The organism is Oceanispirochaeta sp. M1, assembly GCF_003346715.1.
Taxonomy (GTDB): domain Bacteria; phylum Spirochaetota; class Spirochaetia; order DSM-2461; family DSM-2461; genus Oceanispirochaeta.
On record NZ_QQPQ01000009.1, the window covers coordinates 1 to 16917 of the forward strand.

The following is a 16917-nucleotide window of genomic DNA, read 5'->3' on the forward strand; positions in this document are numbered from 1 at the left end:
TCCACAATTCGCAAAAGAATTGAAGAAAACAGGAGTTACTCTTCAGCTGCTTTGGGAAGAATATCGCATAGACAATCCAGATGGATTGAAGTACACACAATTCTGTTATCATTTTCAACAATGGAAGGCAGATGAGAATATATCAATGCATTTGGAGCACAAGGCCGGTGAAAAGTTATTCGTTGATTACGCAGGTAAGAAGAGAGAGATTGTTAATCCAATTACAGGAGAAATTGTCCCAAAAGAGATATTTGTAGCTATTCTACCGTCTAGTCAACTAACCTACATTGAAGCCTCTGATAATCAAAAAAAGGAGTCCTTTATCAGGTCTCTTGAAAGAGCTATCCATTTCTTCGGAGGTGTAACAGCTGCTATTGTTCCGGACAATCTGAAATCCGCAGTGGTGAAGGCTAATTTTTATGAACCAGAAATAAATCCGTTGTTAGAGGATTTTGCTGACTATTATTGTACTGCAATACTTCCTGCCCGATCTGGTAGACCTCAGGATAAGGCACATGTCGAAAACGCAGTAAAGATTGCCTACCGGCGAATCATTGCCCCTCTAAGAAACCAGTCGTTTCATTCGACAGAGTCCTTGAATCAGGCTATGTGGGAAAAGCTGAAAGAGCATAACGAGACAAAACTCACCCGCATGACAGTTTCCAGACGCGAGCTCTTTGAGGACGTAGAACGATGTGAATTACGGTCACTTCCTGTAGAAAAATATCCATTGAAATACTTCCAGGATAATACATTAGTTGGATTCAATTATCACTTCTACCTCAAGGAGGATGGTCATTACTACAGTGCACCATATCTATTAAAAGGGAAGAAAGTACGAATCATCTATGACGACACCCATGTTGCTCTATATCACGATAATATCAGGATTTGGCAACATCGAAGAGAGCGTCGCCGTAATGGTTACACGACGGTAGCTGACCATATGCCTGCAAAGCATCGCTACTTCAAGGAATGGAGTCCTGAAAAGTTCCGTTGGTGGGCTGGGAATGTCGGAGAAGACACTTTGCGAGTCATAAACTATCTTCTTGAATCCAAACCTCATCCTGAGCAGGCGTTCAGAACTTCAATTGGGATTTTAAATCTAACAAATAAATATCCTCACTCTGTGGTGAATCAAGCCTGTAGGAGCAGTTGGAATATGGATTGGATCGGCTACAAGAGTATTGCCCAGGAAGCACATCGAATACAGGAGGAATTAGAAGCTGTTGCAGATGATGCTCAGCTGTGTCTAATTCCAGACAATCACCCCAACATACGTGGAGAAAAATATTATCAATAGGAGAAAAGAGTATGAACAACAACCAAGCTACCCTGTCAAAATTGGATGAAATGAGGTTGCACGGCATGTCCAGAGCTTTTCAGAGTATTCTGGAAACCGGGATGAATCAGAAGTTTACAATAGATGAGCTTCTCACCCAACTGGTAGACACGGAATGGGAAGATCGGATTATCAGAAAACAGGAGCGACTGATCAAAGCAGCTGGTTTTCGGTATCAAGCATCTATTGAAGAGTTAGATTACCGGAAGGATCGCAATTTAGATAAGAATATGATTTTAAGGTTATCTGATGGAAGTTGGATAGAACAGAGTAAAGACATTCTTATCACCGGACCCACTGGCACCGGCAAAAGTTTCATTGGTAGTGCACTGGGGAACAGAGCATGTAGTCTCGGATACCGGACTGTATATAGGCTCACCAGTAGACTGTTTCAGGAACTGAATCTGGCAAAAAAAGAGGGTAAGTATTTAAAGGAGCTAGCTAAAATCTACAGAGCAGATGTTCTAATTCTAGAAGATTTTGGTTTGGCCCCATTCACTCAGGAAAAACGATTAGAACTTCTGGACATTCTAGAAGATCGACATGGTAGAAAATCTACCATCATCATTTCACAGCTGCCGGTATCTGCCTGGCACGGTGTTATTGGTGAATCGACTATAGCTGATGCAATTATGGATCGGATTGTATATGAATCGTACAGAATTGAACTGGAAGGAGACTCTTTCCGGAAGAAAAAGGCAACAAATCTTGACTGAAAGTTGCCACTTGATGTAAGAAGAATTAACAGGTTGGATGATGCCTATGAAGTGGCAACTTTCGTCCGGAACAGGTGGCAACTTTCACCGGAATGCGCACCAGTCTTTTTCCACATCCACATGGGCAAGCTTTTTTATTTCCGACTCTTTTCTTTAGTCCCATTAATTGAAAGGCCTGAATTATCTGGGAATCTTCTTCTAAACCTAATAATAGAGAATAATCTTCCAAAGCCCCTACATTACCGTGGTCCAGTTCTCCAAACATAAAATCATCACCATAATTTAGTTTTATGGAAACAGCATAAAAATATGGGATTAAGCACTTCTCTGCAAAAGCAACCAAGTTAGGATTGCTATTAACTAATGATAGCAACCGGAGAGGAGAGCCAAGACAGAGTGAGCCATCAGGGTTAACGTGAAAATCTCCATTCTTTGGAATCTTTCCTCTTATTTCTCTGACTACCGGAACGGAGCGTGGAAAATTGAATGGAACTAAGATTTCTATCTCATATTGATCACTAATAGTTCCTCTTTTGTCTGTTTCAGCTGTGAAATTAAATGTTCCTCTTAGGAATATTCCCAATACAGATGATGGAGTAGTGGAAATTCCAGGATATTCGAAGAGAAATTTTTCAATTCCAAACTGTTCATACTTTTCGAGCATCTTATATTCGCCATGGTTTTGGTGGATTTGATTCCTCAAGATGGTGTTTTATAGGAATAATATGCACAGGTTTTTGTTCCACGCCAAGACCTTTCTTTAAAATATCAGAGTTGATTTTTACTGAGAATTTATTCTCGGCCATCTCTCGGATAAATTCTGTATCAGTTGTTGACGTAATATGTTGAAAATCCTTTTTGACTTGCATTAGCCATAAATGGAATGTCTCTTCAAGCCTCAGATGAAGACTATCAGGTCTGTACCAACGATCCGCAAAGTCTTCACCTGGATCAACAGGGTTTGGTACGCGAGGAATGGATGCATTTATATAGCTCTCCATCTTACCTATAACATTATTTAGAGCTAATTGAAGATTTGTTTCGCCTTGATAAGCTCGTGCTGCCAATGTAGTAATAATAATTGATATAGGCTTAGATTCAGGATTTTGTATACTCCAACAGTCTCGATGCCTTTTGAGTAATTGAACTACTCTTTGTAAAGGCGACTTTATCTTGTACTGAGGAACATCATCAACTTGAGCTTTCTCCATCCTATATTCCGAAGGTAAGGATTGCATTCTATATCCAAACCATTTTGCGTAACCTTCAGGATTACTAATATTCCAATCTTCGGTGATCTTATTGAATGATATATGACGATCATCTGTGATGGCAATAGTTGTATGAGCAGCGGAAACAGCCAATGAATCTTCAAGCCCGGTTGATCGAATGGATTTTAATATAGCCTCTCGCTTAATGCTTTCTGCTGGTATACAAGGGACAATATCCATATGAAAACTGATTTCATCCTGATATTCGAGTCGCCAACATCTATGTTTAGGTTCAAGTTTTTTTTGAATTCCTCTTGCTGTTCTATATAATTCCAATTCAGACCCAACAATTTTTTTTAGTTCCTCTTGAGTTACATTCCTTTTATCAAACCCGCTTCGCAGTTTGCAGGCGAGATCGAGATCATACTCGTCTCTTTCATTTATAGGACGTATTGCAGTACCAAGCCTAAAAGACCCCTGAGGGAAAATATGGGGATCGTTATTCTCAAGTAACGAGTCTTCTCTATCAAACCATTTTCCCAGGTCTTCATATCTTCTTTTTGCTTTTTCGTAAGCATGATCAGGCAATTCCAGTTGTTCGATTAAATTCGAAAGTATCGTTTCCTTCTGTGATTCAGTCATCTTTTCCTCCGATTGTGAGTGTCTTCACAAATTTTTCTAATTTGTTATTCTGGTCATATATTATCCAAGGCATTTCTGCTTTGGGCATTCTGGCTCGCCCCATTTCAATAGAACAGGAGATTCCCATAGCAGGAAAAACTGATAATTCCTTCTGACCATGAATTTTCTTAATTTGAATCATTAAATCCCTAATGGCAGTTCGCATCATAGAAAGTTGAGCCTTGTTACGTATATTGTCATTGCCAATATGAGAACCAGGAACCGTTAATTCCCATATAGAAACGTTATCCCCTAATACAGATTTAATTCGATCATGATGTACGTAATCACTTAAAGAAATTATGAGTACTGGTTGTCCGTCTATGTTTTCTGGCCTTTTTATAATGAATTCGAATCCTTCTGGGAATTCTTGCCAGTACCAACCCTTGGGTTCTCTTAATAGTTGATAGGTATCTACAGATACTTTGTCAGTAAATAATGCTCCAAGATGAATCAATAAAGGAATATCTGCCAAACAAAATAGAGAGAAGTGTTTTGTCTGATCTCTTTCAATAAGAGGATTAATTCTCTGGTTAAACATCTTTTTTTGATGAGATAATTCAGATTCCCAAAATATTGAACTTTTGTCCTCATGAGAACATAACATTGATAAATCAATTGATTTTTCTGAGACTGGATAGTGTTCTGGAAACATTGCTTCTATGGCTTCATTCTTCTGTAGCGGAGATCGTTGTTCACCGATATTACTACCATAAAAAATTATATGAGATTTCTTATCCGCGACTATTCCTGTAACAGTTAAAACCCTGTATTCATGCTCTCTTTTCCATTGTTGAAGTAGTGACGCAGAATATTTATTACCTTCTTTGTCTTGATCAATGGTTTTATGACAGTCATGGCATACAAGCATTAGGTTTTCTACCTCATTCAGTTGTTGCGTTTTTTTTTGAAAGGGACCCCATCCGCGGGGTCCATCCTTTGAGAAAGAGTAAATATGAGCTTTTTCCGATATGTTGACACGTTCTTGAGTAACTGGAGACTTGTAAAGAATTCTATTGCAATCACTAAATTGACATCTACCAGCTGCTCGAGCCCATAATTCTCTTTCTACTTCTTTTTTGATACTACGGGTTATTTTTATCTCTTTAATATCATCTGTCTCCATAGAATACATTCCTATTTCTCATCCTTTGGAGGACATGGATCATTTCCATAACTGTTCCCTCCACGAATTTTCCCATCTCTACCATGGATCTTGGTATCAGATTTTTGGTTTCGGGCAATATCCTGAGCAATCTCAATTGCTTCTTTTTGGGTAGAGGTCACTTTAGTCGCTTTGCTATTCCCTGCACCTTTAACCGCCCATCCGTCTTCATGTTTTACAACATGTTGATTCTTTCCCTTTGCCATATTGGCCTCCTTTTTCTCGTTCAATGAATCAGATGAACGAGAATGATCAAAAAAAATTACTTAATCCTATAGTAATAGAATTCCTTTCCTCCACTTGGAGCTATTTCTTCCTGTCTTACTAATAACCCTTCTGTTACCAGTTGCTTTAGTTTCATACTCGCGTTATTCAATTTCAATTCCAACTCTTTTGCTACTTCAGCAGCAGTTATTGAAGGTTTAGAAAGAGCAAGTTCCAATACCGCTTTTAGTCCCAGTTTAGGTTCTTTCCCAATTATCTGGTACTCATTATCATTCCAGATAAACATTGGAATCTCTTTTTTTAGTGCAGCAGCATCAAGATTATCGATTAAATCAGGATTTGTAACTTCTGTTAGACATATTCCCCTATCTCCCTTGTAGCGTCTAACAATTTCCATAATACTCTCACGAGGAAAAGATGCATCCAATCTTCTGACATTTTTTAGTGAAACTGAAAATAAAAGAGATGAGGATTGTTCAATTAATGCGAGAAGTTTTGTGTGAACAGCAATGCCTTGTTCTCGACCATGGCCATCATCTGATTCCATGAGACTACGAAGTAGTATTGTTTCTATTTTCTGCTTCATTGTTTCTATTGAAACAGAAAATAATCTATTTGTCAAGACTGATATCTAATGTGATATGAGTTCCGTCAAAGTCCAGTGTAGTTTTAGTTATTGAACCTTGTGCTTCATAACCAAAAATCCTTGAATCCAGAGGTGTGAGGTGAAATCTTGAGTGAGGTAGACGTACATCCAAGGTCGCATGGAATTTTAAAGCATGCTTTGCACAAGTTTTTAGCCCACAACCTTTATCAACACCATCTTTTGAAAGACCTTCGGAAAACATCAGCTCAATCAACTTTGCATCGTCCACATCTTTATACTGAGGATAATGATCTTCTATCTTTGATCGAAGAGAAGTCAGTAATCCAATGCCACTATCTGATACTGTTACTTTGACAGAAGTACCTTTTTTATATACTTGAAAAGCAATAAATCCTTTGAGTTTGGTTTGACTATGTAAATAGATATTTTCTACCAATTCAGCAAAGAATGTATAACAAGGAGTATCAAAAGAGGCTTTAATCTCCTCATCTATAATATTTGATAATAGTTTGTTAGCTAAGGTTGTAGGTAAGGAAGAATCTCTTGGTAAATTTATTGGATCAATCGGAATTATCTCAAGAACACCGGAGTTGTTACCTCGGAAAATATCTGCACTTGAAAAGTTAGGCCTTTCAGGGATCGTTGTTATATCATCTTCTAAATGATCAAAAAAACCTATTCTATTCAAATATCCAAATGCTCCATCTTCACCATCTTCGAAATTGAGGCAGACTTTTTTCCCTAATTTGCTTAATTGGTTGAGGTAGCTTAATAGACGCACTCCTGCGTCTACCATAATATTTCCACCGTTAGGAACAGTTATCAAAAAATCAGAACAATCTTTTATCGTAGTATCTTGAACCAGGTTTAAGTGATTTTCAAGGGTCACACAGCTGATCCATTTTCCTGATAAATCTATTGATATCTGTCCCATCTTTTTGTTCTCCTAATTACACATACTTCCCAGAAAAATGCTCAAACCCATTGGAAACAGTAAATTCCACATCATCTCCAAGAGCTTTAAAATGAGCCTTCCCACAATCAATCTTTGCCTGTTCCGTAGGTCTCAATGCATCGGTAAATAATGATCCCTTAGTCTCTACAACAAAGTACAGCTTTTCTCGTCCATCGGCTTCAACAAGAACAGCCCAGTCTGGGTTATAAGTTCCCAGTGGTGTATCAATTTTGAACCAATCAGGGAGCTTTGCATACAGTTTAATATCATCACTCCTTTCAAAGGAGGAAGCGAATTGCAGCTCTACATCTGAATCATAGACAACATGATCAAAGACAGATTTCTGGCTCTCCAGCATATTTTTTTGAAGATAACCGAACAGCTCATTTTCCTCAAACAGCTCCTGGGCAAAGAAATGCTCATCTCCAATTTTGTGATATTTGATACCATCCACAACAAAGAGTCTCATCTGCTTCTTAATGATCTCAGCAACCTGCTCAATGAATTTCTGCGGATTATTCTTAAAGGACTCCAACTTTCCGCTATCATTGATAATCCTGACTATTGTTCGACGAGTGAGATTCGTTTCATTCTGGAGATATGTAATCAGATCAGGTAATTCGAAGGACCGGGCTTCATACACACTGGCGGTTTCCTGGACTTGTTCAGCATGCACCCCTCCACGATCTATTTCTGCTTTGGCTTTGCGGTAAATAAATCGAGCTTTACCAACTTGCAGGTTATTCTTAATTTCTTCGGCACACTTTGATACAAGGTCATCCACATCAAAATCAACCCGGAAAGTTGTTCGGAATTTAATTCTGTCCCAGAGTTCTTTGAATTCAGGGCTGAGAAATACAGCTTTATTCAAAGTCACCTTTTTCTTATCATCATGATTCTTGATATTAAGATTTCCTGCAACTTTCTTCAGGACTGCATTGATTTGAGGACTATGCTCCTGGTATTCATCAGGTAACTGAAGTGTTCCTGTTTTAAGAGCATTCTTCAGAGAGTCCTGAACTTTACCCCGCGAGTCGATATGACCTTCATCTTTGAGGTAATTCCATAGTTCTCGGGAAGCATCAACGCCAAGATATTCGTGTGTATGGTCATCGATGGGAATTACAATGTTGGCAAAGAGGTGCTCTTCTACAACACCGAACTTGATTCCTTCTTCCTGTTCTATTTCTTTCTGGAGGGCTTCTGCAAACTCCTCATAGGATTCATTTGCCATTACCGTTAGTGTATTTACTTCAAATCCATGAACCCGTTCTCCTTCCTGGTTAACAGCGATTCGTAATCCTCGTCCGATTTCCTGTCTTTTTTTGATAACCGAGTTGGTTTCATTCAGGGTACAAATCTGGAATACATTGGGATTATCCCATCCCTCTTTTAATGCAGAATGGGAGAAGATAAACTTTAGCTTGGAGTCAAAGGATAACAGCTTTTCCTTTTCTTTCATTATGAGGTTGTAGGCACTTTCATCCGCTGCTGTTTTACCTGATGAGTCTTTAAATATTTCATCACCTTTAGAGTCCTTCTTTTTGTCGATCGCAAAATAACCGTTATGAACACCTTCTGCTACCGTTTCCAGGTCAGCCCCGTCAAAGAGAGTATGATATTTAGGCTTTCTAACAGCTCTGGCGTATTCTTCTTCAAACATTAAAGCGAATTTCCCTTTTACGGGATTTCCATCTTCATCGTATGAACGGTAATTTGCAACTTTATCAATGAAGAACAGACTCAATACCTTTATACCTTGAGGCCGTAAGCGCATCTCCTTGTCTAAATGCTCTTCAATGGTTTTACGGATCTGAAGACGTTTATACTCATCAGGGTCTACTTCCCCAATAGCTTCCCCAAGTTTTAATACTTCCTGTTTACTGGTGAAGCTGATAGACTCATAACCTTTCTCACAGTAGATTTCCTCGATAATAAAGCCATCGTAGATCTCTCTTCCGCCGCTGAATTTCTTTTCAAGAAGATCATCTCCACTTGTCACTGTCACCGTCTTACGTTTGATAGCACCGGAAGCATTCCTTGAATCAATCTCCACTTTTGCTGTAATAGGGCTTTTCTTATTATCCACACTTAGTAGTTTTATATAGGCCTTATTGTGTCCATCCTTGACTTCAATCCCGGCTACTTCAATCTGCTTTACCAGCTTCTGTTCATAGGCATCAACAGAGTCCAGTTTATAGAGCATGTGGTGTTTATCAATATGTGTCGCTGAATATCTGAGAGTACAGAGAGGATTAAGTGAGGCTATGGCATCTTTACTTTTCGCCGTAGTATCTACACTCTGAGGTTCATCCACAATAACAATGGGATTGGTTTCCTGGATGTACTCTATGGGTTTTGCTCCAGTCATTCTGTCGTGAGCCCGATGGATGATATTTGCAGTGTTTTCTTTTTCAGGGTCTGAGAAACTCTTTCTAAAGGCGTCGATGTTAATCACCATAATTTGAATATCAGGGCTTGTGGCAAAGCTCCGTACATCGGAGAGTTTGCTTGAATCATATACAAAGTAATCAAAGGGAACATTCTCATAGAGTTCCTTGAAGTGGTCCGCTGTTATCTGAAGGGATTTATAGACCCCCTCTTTAATTGCAATAGACGGAACAACGATGATGAATTTGGTAAATCCATACAGTCTATTCATTTCGAAAACAGAGCGGAGATAGACATAGGTTTTTCCGGTTCCGGTTTCCATCTCCACGGTAAAATCCATGGATGACAGACTTTCTGAGGGAGCTAAACCATTCTTCAACTGAATATTGCGAATGTTTTTATGGATATCTTCGTCGAGCAGACGCAACCTGTTTCCATATCCCAACTGATTCATCTCCTGCCCTTCGAAGAGATGGCTGTCCTCATAAACCTTCATTGGAACTACGGTAAAATTGGTCTGGCAGATTTCCTGTCCATCAAAAATACCGGTTATGGCATCTATGGCGTCTTTCTGGTATTCCAGGTTTGGATTGAATTGTAATTTCATCCTACAGACTCCTTACATCTTCAATTCCAGCCTGTTTAAGAATCTGAACAGCATTGGTTTTAACGACATCATCTTTAAACCCGGAATCCTTGAATACAACTCTCATTATTTCTGGGTTGAGCTGATCTTTGAGTTTCGCAATTCCTTCTACAACATCCAAAGTGATTGAATCGGAGAGACAAATTATCAATGCCCCCATCCCGATATCAAAGACTTTTTTACCAGCGAGGTTGTGTTCTGTGATAGGCAAAGTAAGATCAAGGCCGTATTTGATAAGGATTTCATAGAGTACATCTTCTTCTGATCGACCATCTTTGATGTTTTCAACCATTCCATTAAGAAGAGATTCATCAAGGGAATCAAAATCTACATCCCAAGTTTTAATATTAGAAGAATCAAGTTTGAAAACCTTAAAACCTGTATCTAAGTCACTTTGGGATCCTTCTCCATTGGTTTTAATAGCTGCCCTTCGGATTCTTTCTTTACTTATATCAGAAATGTATTTGAATCCATCTTTATATGCTTGAGATCCAGAATCACATATTTCAGGTAATTGAACAGCAACAAAGTGAATATTCCTGTTATGATTGGCATTTAGTTCAAAGATTGCCTGAGATATTCCACAAGAACCAGCAAAAAAATCAAGAATGTATGACTCCTCATGAGGTAGAGTACCAACTTCTAATATCCTCTTTAATGTTCCAACAGGTTTAGGTCTTTGGAAAACTTCTTTATCAAAGCCAAGTTCTATAAACTGTTCACTCCCTCTCTCACTATTTACATCTTTAAATGTCCAAGAACTTGTTGATTTAACAGGTGGCCTACCTTCAAGGTAATCCATTTCAAAAATACCCCAGATTTGCCTGGTGGGCATAAACTTTGCATATACTGTTTCGATCTTATCAAGCGCTGTTTGAAATCCCCATCTCCATCGTCCATCTGATCCATCATCTTTTTGTGGGAAAATTTCTATCTCACCAGTTTTTAAATCCTTTTCTTTTGAAACCCTAAGAGTGTCCTTATTTTCGTTAAAATAAAAGTAGTAAAACATATCAGGACGGTCCTCTCTTCTATCAGAGTCACCAGTTTTCCTCAAATCCATTTCACGATAAACTTTGCCTTGGCTATCTTCTTTGTTATAACGCCTAATTATTTTTTCATCAGGTTCAAATCCATATATATTTGTTTGACTAATAGATTTTGCATAGATCACAATGTACTCATGAGCAGTGGCAATAAACTTGTCATCAGACCTACCTTTTGGATTATTAATATTAGCAATAGTAGAAATGAAATTTTCTTCACCAAATACTTCGTTACCTAACTTGATTAAGTTCGCTATTTCATTTCCATCAATTGAGATAAAAATTACTCCATCATCTTTGATAAGATTACGTGCTAACTTTAAGCGTGGATAAATCATATTCAACCAGTCAGTGTGGTAACGACCACTGGTTTCAGGGTTGCTGGATTTATTACGGCCTTGGCTATCAATTTGACCTGTAATCTCTTTGTAGTTTTTTATATTATCCTTAAAATTATCTCTATATACAAAATCCTTGCCTGTATTATAAGGAGGGTCGATATAGATCATTTTGAATTTTTTATAATAAGACTTTTGAAGGAGTTTTAGGACTTCAAGATTGTCTCCTTCAATAAATATATTCTTAGTTTCTTCCCAACTTACGGATTCTTTCTGGCAAGGACGTAGAGTTCCAGTACTTGGTGTTTGAGCAAGCATTCTTGACTTGCTCTTACCATTCCAGGAGAAGCTATATCTTTCTTCTTTTCCTTCTGTATAATCCCCCAGAACCTCTTTTAAAGCTTCGAAATCAACCTTTCCCTCAGTAAAAGCTTCAGGGAAGAGTTCTTTTAGTTTTTCAACATTCTCTGCTACGATATCCATTGTTGTTCCATTCATTTTGTCCATGAGTTTCCTCCTATGTAAGGCTCGTAGCAAGGTGCTTGAGCTCTTGTTCTTTTTTCTTTAATTCGGTATTTAATTCAACTTGCTTATTAAAAGCAGCCTTTTTTATTTGTGACTTCAGTTCTACAATCTGATATTCTAAATCTTTATAACTCTCAAGGGTCTCCTGTCGAGATTCGGTATTTCCTAACCGAAAAGCACCTGACTTTAGGGCACTTTCAAAAGCAATAAATCGATCTATCCATTCTCTATATAAGACACCAAAATTGCTGAGTGAAAGCACATTCCAGTTTAATGAGGCTATAAATTCTGATGCAGGAGAAAAAGAAATATCATCCAGCCAGGTGGTTGTAAAAAATGACTCGACAACAAAAGCACCTTGCTCAGCCTGGCTGAACCTTTTAGGTGCTATACTGAAAGCAAGGTTCTCTTCATTATTTGTGAAAACCAACTTCATAGGATAGGGAATTGTCCGGTGAATAATCTCGGCAATACGAGGCAGCCCCTTTTGGGACACTAATTCCACATGGAGAATGGCGACCTCAAGGTATTCCCGGTCATTATCCCGATAGGGTAAAACCGGACAGGTAGAGGGCTTTAGGGTGTATTGCCAATAAACATTCTTCACATTATCCCTGAAGAGTTTCTTATCGTTCCCGGTTAATCGACCGCTTTCCAGGAACTGTTTTTTGGGAATCCGTTTTTCCAGTAATGCCTTTTCAGGAAAGGATAGGATATTCCATATTTTGTTCAAATAATCAGACATGGGAATCACCCCCTGACATCAAAACAAGATAACTGACCACTTCAAAATCATCGATTCCTTTAAAACTATCCTTACTGATTACAGTTCCTCCAGGCGTGAAGAGGCTTTCAACGCCACGCTCTTCTGCTGCTCCGGTTAATGCCTGAATGGCCTTGGATAGAAGGTTTTGGTAATGGGACATATCTTTTCCCTTACGTGTTCTTGAATGGAAAGCGTCCAGGTTTTCAGGGTTCAATACTTTTCCTTCTATGCCTTTCTTTTTCAGAAGATCGAGTATTTTCCTGACCTGAGTGAACTGTAATATTACGGAACCATCATCTGATACATAGATAAGATATAACGGAGAGAGAGCATAAGTTGTATCGGAGACTGTTTGACTCCCTTCATTCTTCAGACAGAATATAACACCGGGAACTATCTCTGGTTCCCCAGAAACATCAGCTATGGCAAAAGCCCCGAAGGGAAAGTCTGAAAGAGGTATATTGTTCTGTTTCATGTATTCTGTAAGGTCCATACGGAAGTCATTCAATGTTAAATCTGTGATGGATATTCCGCCTTCCACATCTTCAATATCAATAACTTCGTTTTGGAGTCGTTCCAGTTGTTTTCGTCTATAATCCAGGTCATTCATTGTACCTGAGTCAGTAAACTCAATTACATTTTCTTCACCTGTTGCGGATATATCCAGCAATACCATTCGGCCTGAGACACGTGCCTCCAGATTGATGTATTCATCAAGTTCCATATTGGGCCAGAAATTGACTAACTGGATACAGTCGTTTCTGGAGCCAAGACGGTCAACACGTCCAAAACGTTGAATGATACGGACAGGATTCCAGTGGATATCGTAGTTTATCAGATAATCACAATCCTGAAGGTTTTGACCTTCTGAGATACAGTCTGTTGCAATAAGAAGATCAATCACTTCAGTTAATGTCGAGTCGACCTTGCTCCTTTCTTTTGAAATTGGGGAGAAGGATGTAATGATTGAAGCCAAGTCTTTCTTGATACCTGGCATCTCAGTTTTATTATCTCCTGAACCCGTAACAAGAGCTGAGTTTATTCCAAGGTCAGACAAAGCCCATTTGGCTATATTGGTATAAAGGTATTTTGCTGTATCCGCAAAAGCAGTGAAAACAATAATTTTCTTATTCCCGCTATTAATAGGATTCTGAACTTTGTTCTTTATCAATTCTTTTAATTGCCTTAATTTTTCATCCTGACTGGCATCAACAGATTCAGCTGATGTAAGAAGGGTTTCAAGAATAATCCTATCTTCTTCCAACTCCTGTCGCCAACGGACGGTGTCCATATCCTGAATTAGAACCTTGATTTTTTTACCTACCACATATGGAGAGAAAGCATCATCTTCAATCTCAATATCTTCAATGTCGAACTCTTCTAAATCCCCACTGCTTTCATGGCTGTCAATCTTGGAAAGAAGAGTGTTTACTTCACCAAGAAGCTTTGCAAGAGTCATGGAGAATGAGTTGATTGAACTTTCCATCCTCTTGAACAGATTTACTCTCATCAAGTGAATAAGGCTCTGTTCCCGGTCTACCTGTCTAAAAGTGGAACCACCAGCCAACTTTCGGTCATATTTTCGGCTATATTCTTCTGTTTTGTTTGGTAGAATGTACTTCAAAGGAGCATAAGCACTGAGATTAAGAAAACGAATGTCTTTATTGATCTGCTCTAATGGAGGAAACTGACCAGTGATTTCAATTCCTGTTTTTATATTGAAAGGAGGAAGTCGTTCAGGAAACTTTCCAATCTCAGATATATCATAGTATTTCTCAATATGTTTTCTTGAACGAGCAATCGTAAGTAAATCCAACAGCTTGAAATAATCAAAGTTCAGGGTTTCAAGAAGTGATGCAGTAGTTCGATGCTCATCATCCAGTTTCAACCAGGTGTTGAACTTAGCCTGTGCCAGCTTTAGAGTCTGTTCTATGCTTACTATCCCATTGCTTTCCAATGCATCATCTTTGGCTTCAACAATAAATGCCACCTGGTTCTTCAAGTCATTCATTCTGTTATTCACAGGAGTAGCAGAAAGCATAAGAACTTTGGTCTTAACACCTGCTTTAATGATGTCATCCATCAGTTTTGAGTACCTGGTTACAGACTCATCTTTTCTTGCAGGATTATTTCTGAAGTTATGGGACTCATCTATGACAATAAGGTCATAATTCCCCCAATTGAGGGATGCAAGATTGATTTCTCCTGACATTCCCCTGGATCTGGATAGGTCGGTATGATTGAGAACATCGTAGTTTAAACGATCAGAAGAAAGGATATTTCTCTTATCATTTACTGTATACAGGGTCCAGTTTTCACGTAGTTTTTTAGGACAAAGAACAAGGACTCTGTCATTTCGGAGTTCATAGTATTTAATGATAGCCAATGCTTCAAAAGTTTTACCGAGACCGACACTGTCTGCAATAATGCAACCATTATATTTCTCAATTTTATCTATTGCTCCAAGGACTCCGTCTCTCTGGAACTTATAAAGCTTTTGCCAGACAGTCGTACTTTTAATGCCTGTCTGAGTCTTAATTATCTTCTCTTCATCCAGTTCTTCAAGAAAATCCTTGAATAGATTGTATAGAGTTATGAAGTAAATCTGCTGAGGTGTTTTCTCTGAATAGATTAGCTCCAATGAGCTTCGTATGCTGTCCTTTATATCTTTTGATTCGGCTGTACTTGCCCAGAGCTCATTAAACCATTTGACCAGTGAGCTAACTTCTTCATTGTGCTTATAATAAGAGTTCATGTGATAGGATTTAGACGTTGTTATCCCCAGACCCTCTGTTGTAAATGATGCACTCCCCATTATGGCCGAGTTTTCATCCCCATTTTTAATGTGGATTAAATTTTGCCCTATGGGAGAAGGAATATATTTAGTTGAACACTTCTTATTCAGCCAGTCTGCACAACTTCGAGCTATATATGCCATATTTAGTCTATTTCGTAACCGTCGGTCTAAGGGAGTACCAGAAACATTCATTTTGAAAGTTTCTGTACCTGGATGGGTAGGCAGCAACAGCTTAAAGTCATCAATTTTTGAAAGCTCTTTTTTTAGTTCTTCATATGCAAAAATGGAAAAGAACGCGGAAATCACTGATAAGTTTGATTCAGGTTTGATTTCATCTTTGAGAACATCAATTACATTGCCAAGGGCCTTATTATCTAAGATCGCTGATTGTTGCTTAAACACTCATATTCTCCACTAATACATCATCTAATACCTAATTCAGGAAAGGAAAAACAGAGATTTTAGTTTATGTTCTCATAAAGTTAATTACAAGCAAAATAAACAATACAGAGGGATAAATGAACCCTCAACATTAAAAACACATATTATACTTTAATCATACTTACCCTATGGGTATCGATAAATCCAATATCCGTTTTGTGATCCACGGAGACCTTCCCAAAAGCATGGAAGGCTATTACCAGGAGACAGGAAGAGCCGGACGAGACGGCCTTGAATCTCACTGCCTCCTCCTCTACTCCGCGGGAGACCTGGTCAAGCAGCAATATTTTATCAATCAGATAGATGATCCTGAAGAAAAGCAGAAAGCCAAGGACAACCTGAGCCGTATGGCCCGTTTCGGATCGGTCAATGTATGCCGGCGAAAACAGGTCCTGGAATATTTTGATGAGCCCGCTGCCGACGATTGCGGCTTCTGCGATATATGTACAGGAGAGATGGAGAAGATCAATGCCTCTGTGGATGCCCAGAAAATACTCTCTGCCGTCATGAGGACAGAAGAACGTTTCGGCCTGACCCATGTGATTGATATCGTTCAGGGAGCGGATACAGAAAAGATCCGCCGCATGGGACATGATCAGATAAAGACCTATGGAGTAGGTAAAGATAAGAGTAAAAACTGGTGGAGGGGAATCGTCGAAGAACTTCTCAGCCAAGAAGGCATCCTGCAGGACAGTGAAGCCTACAATGCCCTGAAGATTACCGAAAAAGGCCGCCGGGTTCTTTTCGGCAAAGAATCCTTCTATATTCTGAAGCGTGAGGATAAACTGCCTCCCCCTCCATCAGCGGAAGAGGACTTATTTGCCAAGAGCGGGAAATATAATGAAACTCTGTTTGATCTTCTTAAAAATGTCCGTATGGAACTGGCCAGGAAAAAAGGTGTTCCTCCCTATGTTATCTTCTCAGATAAAACCCTGCGGGAGATGAGTGCTCTCAAGCCTGTGGACAATACTGCTTTCTTGAGGGTATCCGGTGTTGGTGAGACCAAGCTGGAGCAATACGGGCCTTTTTTTATCCCTAAGATTAAGGAATTTCTGGGATACTGAT

The 16917-nt window shown here is 38.9% G+C and carries 13 protein-coding genes; 3 read left to right on the forward strand and 10 right to left on the reverse strand.

Annotation, left to right across the window (positions count from 1 at the left end; translation table 11 throughout):
* On the forward strand, nt 1–1303 hold a 1303-nt coding region (istA, locus tag DV872_RS07765; RefSeq protein WP_114629300.1), incomplete at its 5' end, for an IS21 family transposase.
* Nucleotides 1304–1314: 11 nt separating this feature from the next.
* Nucleotides 1315–2058 (forward strand): IS21-like element helper ATPase IstB, encoded by a 744-nt coding sequence (gene istB / locus DV872_RS07770; RefSeq protein ID WP_114629301.1) that lies wholly within the window; start codon nt 1315–1317, stop codon nt 2056–2058.
* Between the two features lie 25 nt (nt 2059–2083).
* On the opposite strand, the gene DV872_RS07775 is transcribed toward istB, so the two are convergent.
* From DV872_RS07775 to DV872_RS07820, 10 genes are read right to left on the reverse strand one after another with little or no spacing between them, the layout of a single operon-like run.
* Entirely contained in the window at nt 2084–2722 is a 639-nt protein-coding gene (locus DV872_RS07775; protein WP_114629302.1) for a hypothetical protein, read from the reverse strand.
* Nucleotide 2723: 1 nt separating this feature from the next.
* Nucleotides 2724–3911: a nucleotidyltransferase gene (locus DV872_RS07780; RefSeq protein WP_114629303.1), complete on the reverse strand. Its 1188-nt coding sequence runs from the start codon at nt 3909–3911 to the stop codon at nt 2724–2726.
* On the reverse strand, nt 3904–5076 hold the full coding sequence (locus tag DV872_RS07785; protein ID WP_114629475.1) for an HNH endonuclease: 1173 nt from the start codon (nt 5074–5076) through the stop codon (nt 3904–3906). Before DV872_RS07785 ends, DV872_RS07780 begins: the two co-directional genes overlap by 8 nt.
* Nucleotides 5077–5087: 11 nt before the next feature.
* On the reverse strand, nt 5088–5321 hold the full coding sequence (locus tag DV872_RS07790) for a DUF2188 domain-containing protein (protein WP_114629304.1): 234 nt from the start codon (nt 5319–5321) through the stop codon (nt 5088–5090).
* 56 nt (nt 5322–5377) lie between these two features.
* Entirely contained in the window at nt 5378–5926 is a 549-nt protein-coding gene (locus tag DV872_RS07795) for a DNA-binding protein (protein WP_147283125.1), read from the reverse strand.
* Between the two features lie 25 nt (nt 5927–5951).
* On the reverse strand, nt 5952–6881 hold the full coding sequence (locus tag DV872_RS07800) for a hypothetical protein (protein WP_114629306.1): 930 nt from the start codon (nt 6879–6881) through the stop codon (nt 5952–5954).
* Between the two features lie 16 nt (nt 6882–6897).
* Nucleotides 6898–9900, reverse strand: coding sequence for a type III restriction-modification system endonuclease (locus DV872_RS07805; protein WP_114629307.1), 3003 nt, complete (start codon nt 9898–9900; stop codon nt 6898–6900).
* Nucleotide 9901: 1 nt separating this feature from the next.
* Nucleotides 9902–11830, reverse strand: coding sequence for a site-specific DNA-methyltransferase (locus DV872_RS07810; RefSeq protein WP_114629308.1), 1929 nt, complete (start codon nt 11828–11830; stop codon nt 9902–9904).
* A 10-nt stretch (nt 11831–11840) separates the two neighbouring features.
* Nucleotides 11841–12593 (reverse strand): DUF4391 domain-containing protein, encoded by a 753-nt coding sequence (locus DV872_RS07815; protein WP_114629309.1) that lies wholly within the window; start codon nt 12591–12593, stop codon nt 11841–11843.
* Complete coding sequence (locus DV872_RS07820) at nt 12586–15813, reverse strand: helicase-related protein (protein ID WP_114629310.1); 3228 nt, start codon at nt 15811–15813, stop codon at nt 12586–12588. The genes DV872_RS07815 and DV872_RS07820 overlap by 8 nt, the downstream gene beginning before the upstream one ends.
* A gap of 167 nt (nt 15814–15980) precedes the next feature.
* On the opposite strand from DV872_RS07820, the gene DV872_RS07825 reads away from it, so the two are divergent.
* A complete protein-coding gene (locus tag DV872_RS07825; protein WP_114629311.1) occupies nt 15981–16916 on the forward strand; it encodes an RQC domain-containing protein in 936 nt (311 codons plus the stop codon).
* Nucleotide 16917: the final 1 nt, after the last annotated feature.

Coding starts and splice junctions, on each gene's coding strand:
- istB (WP_114629301.1), top strand. CDS start 1,315: ATGAACAACAACCAAGCTACCCTGTCAAAATTGGATGAAATGAGGTTG.
- DV872_RS07775 (WP_114629302.1), bottom strand. CDS start 2,722: ATGCTCGAAAAGTATGAACAGTTTGGAATTGAAAAATTTCTCTTCGAA.
- DV872_RS07780 (WP_114629303.1), bottom strand. CDS start 3,911: ATGACTGAATCACAGAAGGAAACGATACTTTCGAATTTAATCGAACAA.
- DV872_RS07785 (WP_114629475.1), bottom strand. CDS start 5,076: ATGGAGACAGATGATATTAAAGAGATAAAAATAACCCGTAGTATCAAA.
- DV872_RS07790 (WP_114629304.1), bottom strand. CDS start 5,321: ATGGCAAAGGGAAAGAATCAACATGTTGTAAAACATGAAGACGGATGG.
- DV872_RS07795 (WP_147283125.1), bottom strand. CDS start 5,926: ATGAAGCAGAAAATAGAAACAATACTACTTCGTAGTCTCATGGAATCA.
- DV872_RS07800 (WP_114629306.1), bottom strand. CDS start 6,881: ATGGGACAGATATCAATAGATTTATCAGGAAAATGGATCAGCTGTGTG.
- DV872_RS07805 (WP_114629307.1), bottom strand. CDS start 9,900: ATGAAATTACAATTCAATCCAAACCTGGAATACCAGAAAGACGCCATA.
- DV872_RS07810 (WP_114629308.1), bottom strand. CDS start 11,830: ATGGACAAAATGAATGGAACAACAATGGATATCGTAGCAGAGAATGTT.
- DV872_RS07815 (WP_114629309.1), bottom strand. CDS start 12,593: ATGTCTGATTATTTGAACAAAATATGGAATATCCTATCCTTTCCTGAA.
- DV872_RS07825 (WP_114629311.1), top strand. CDS start 15,981: ATGGGTATCGATAAATCCAATATCCGTTTTGTGATCCACGGAGACCTT.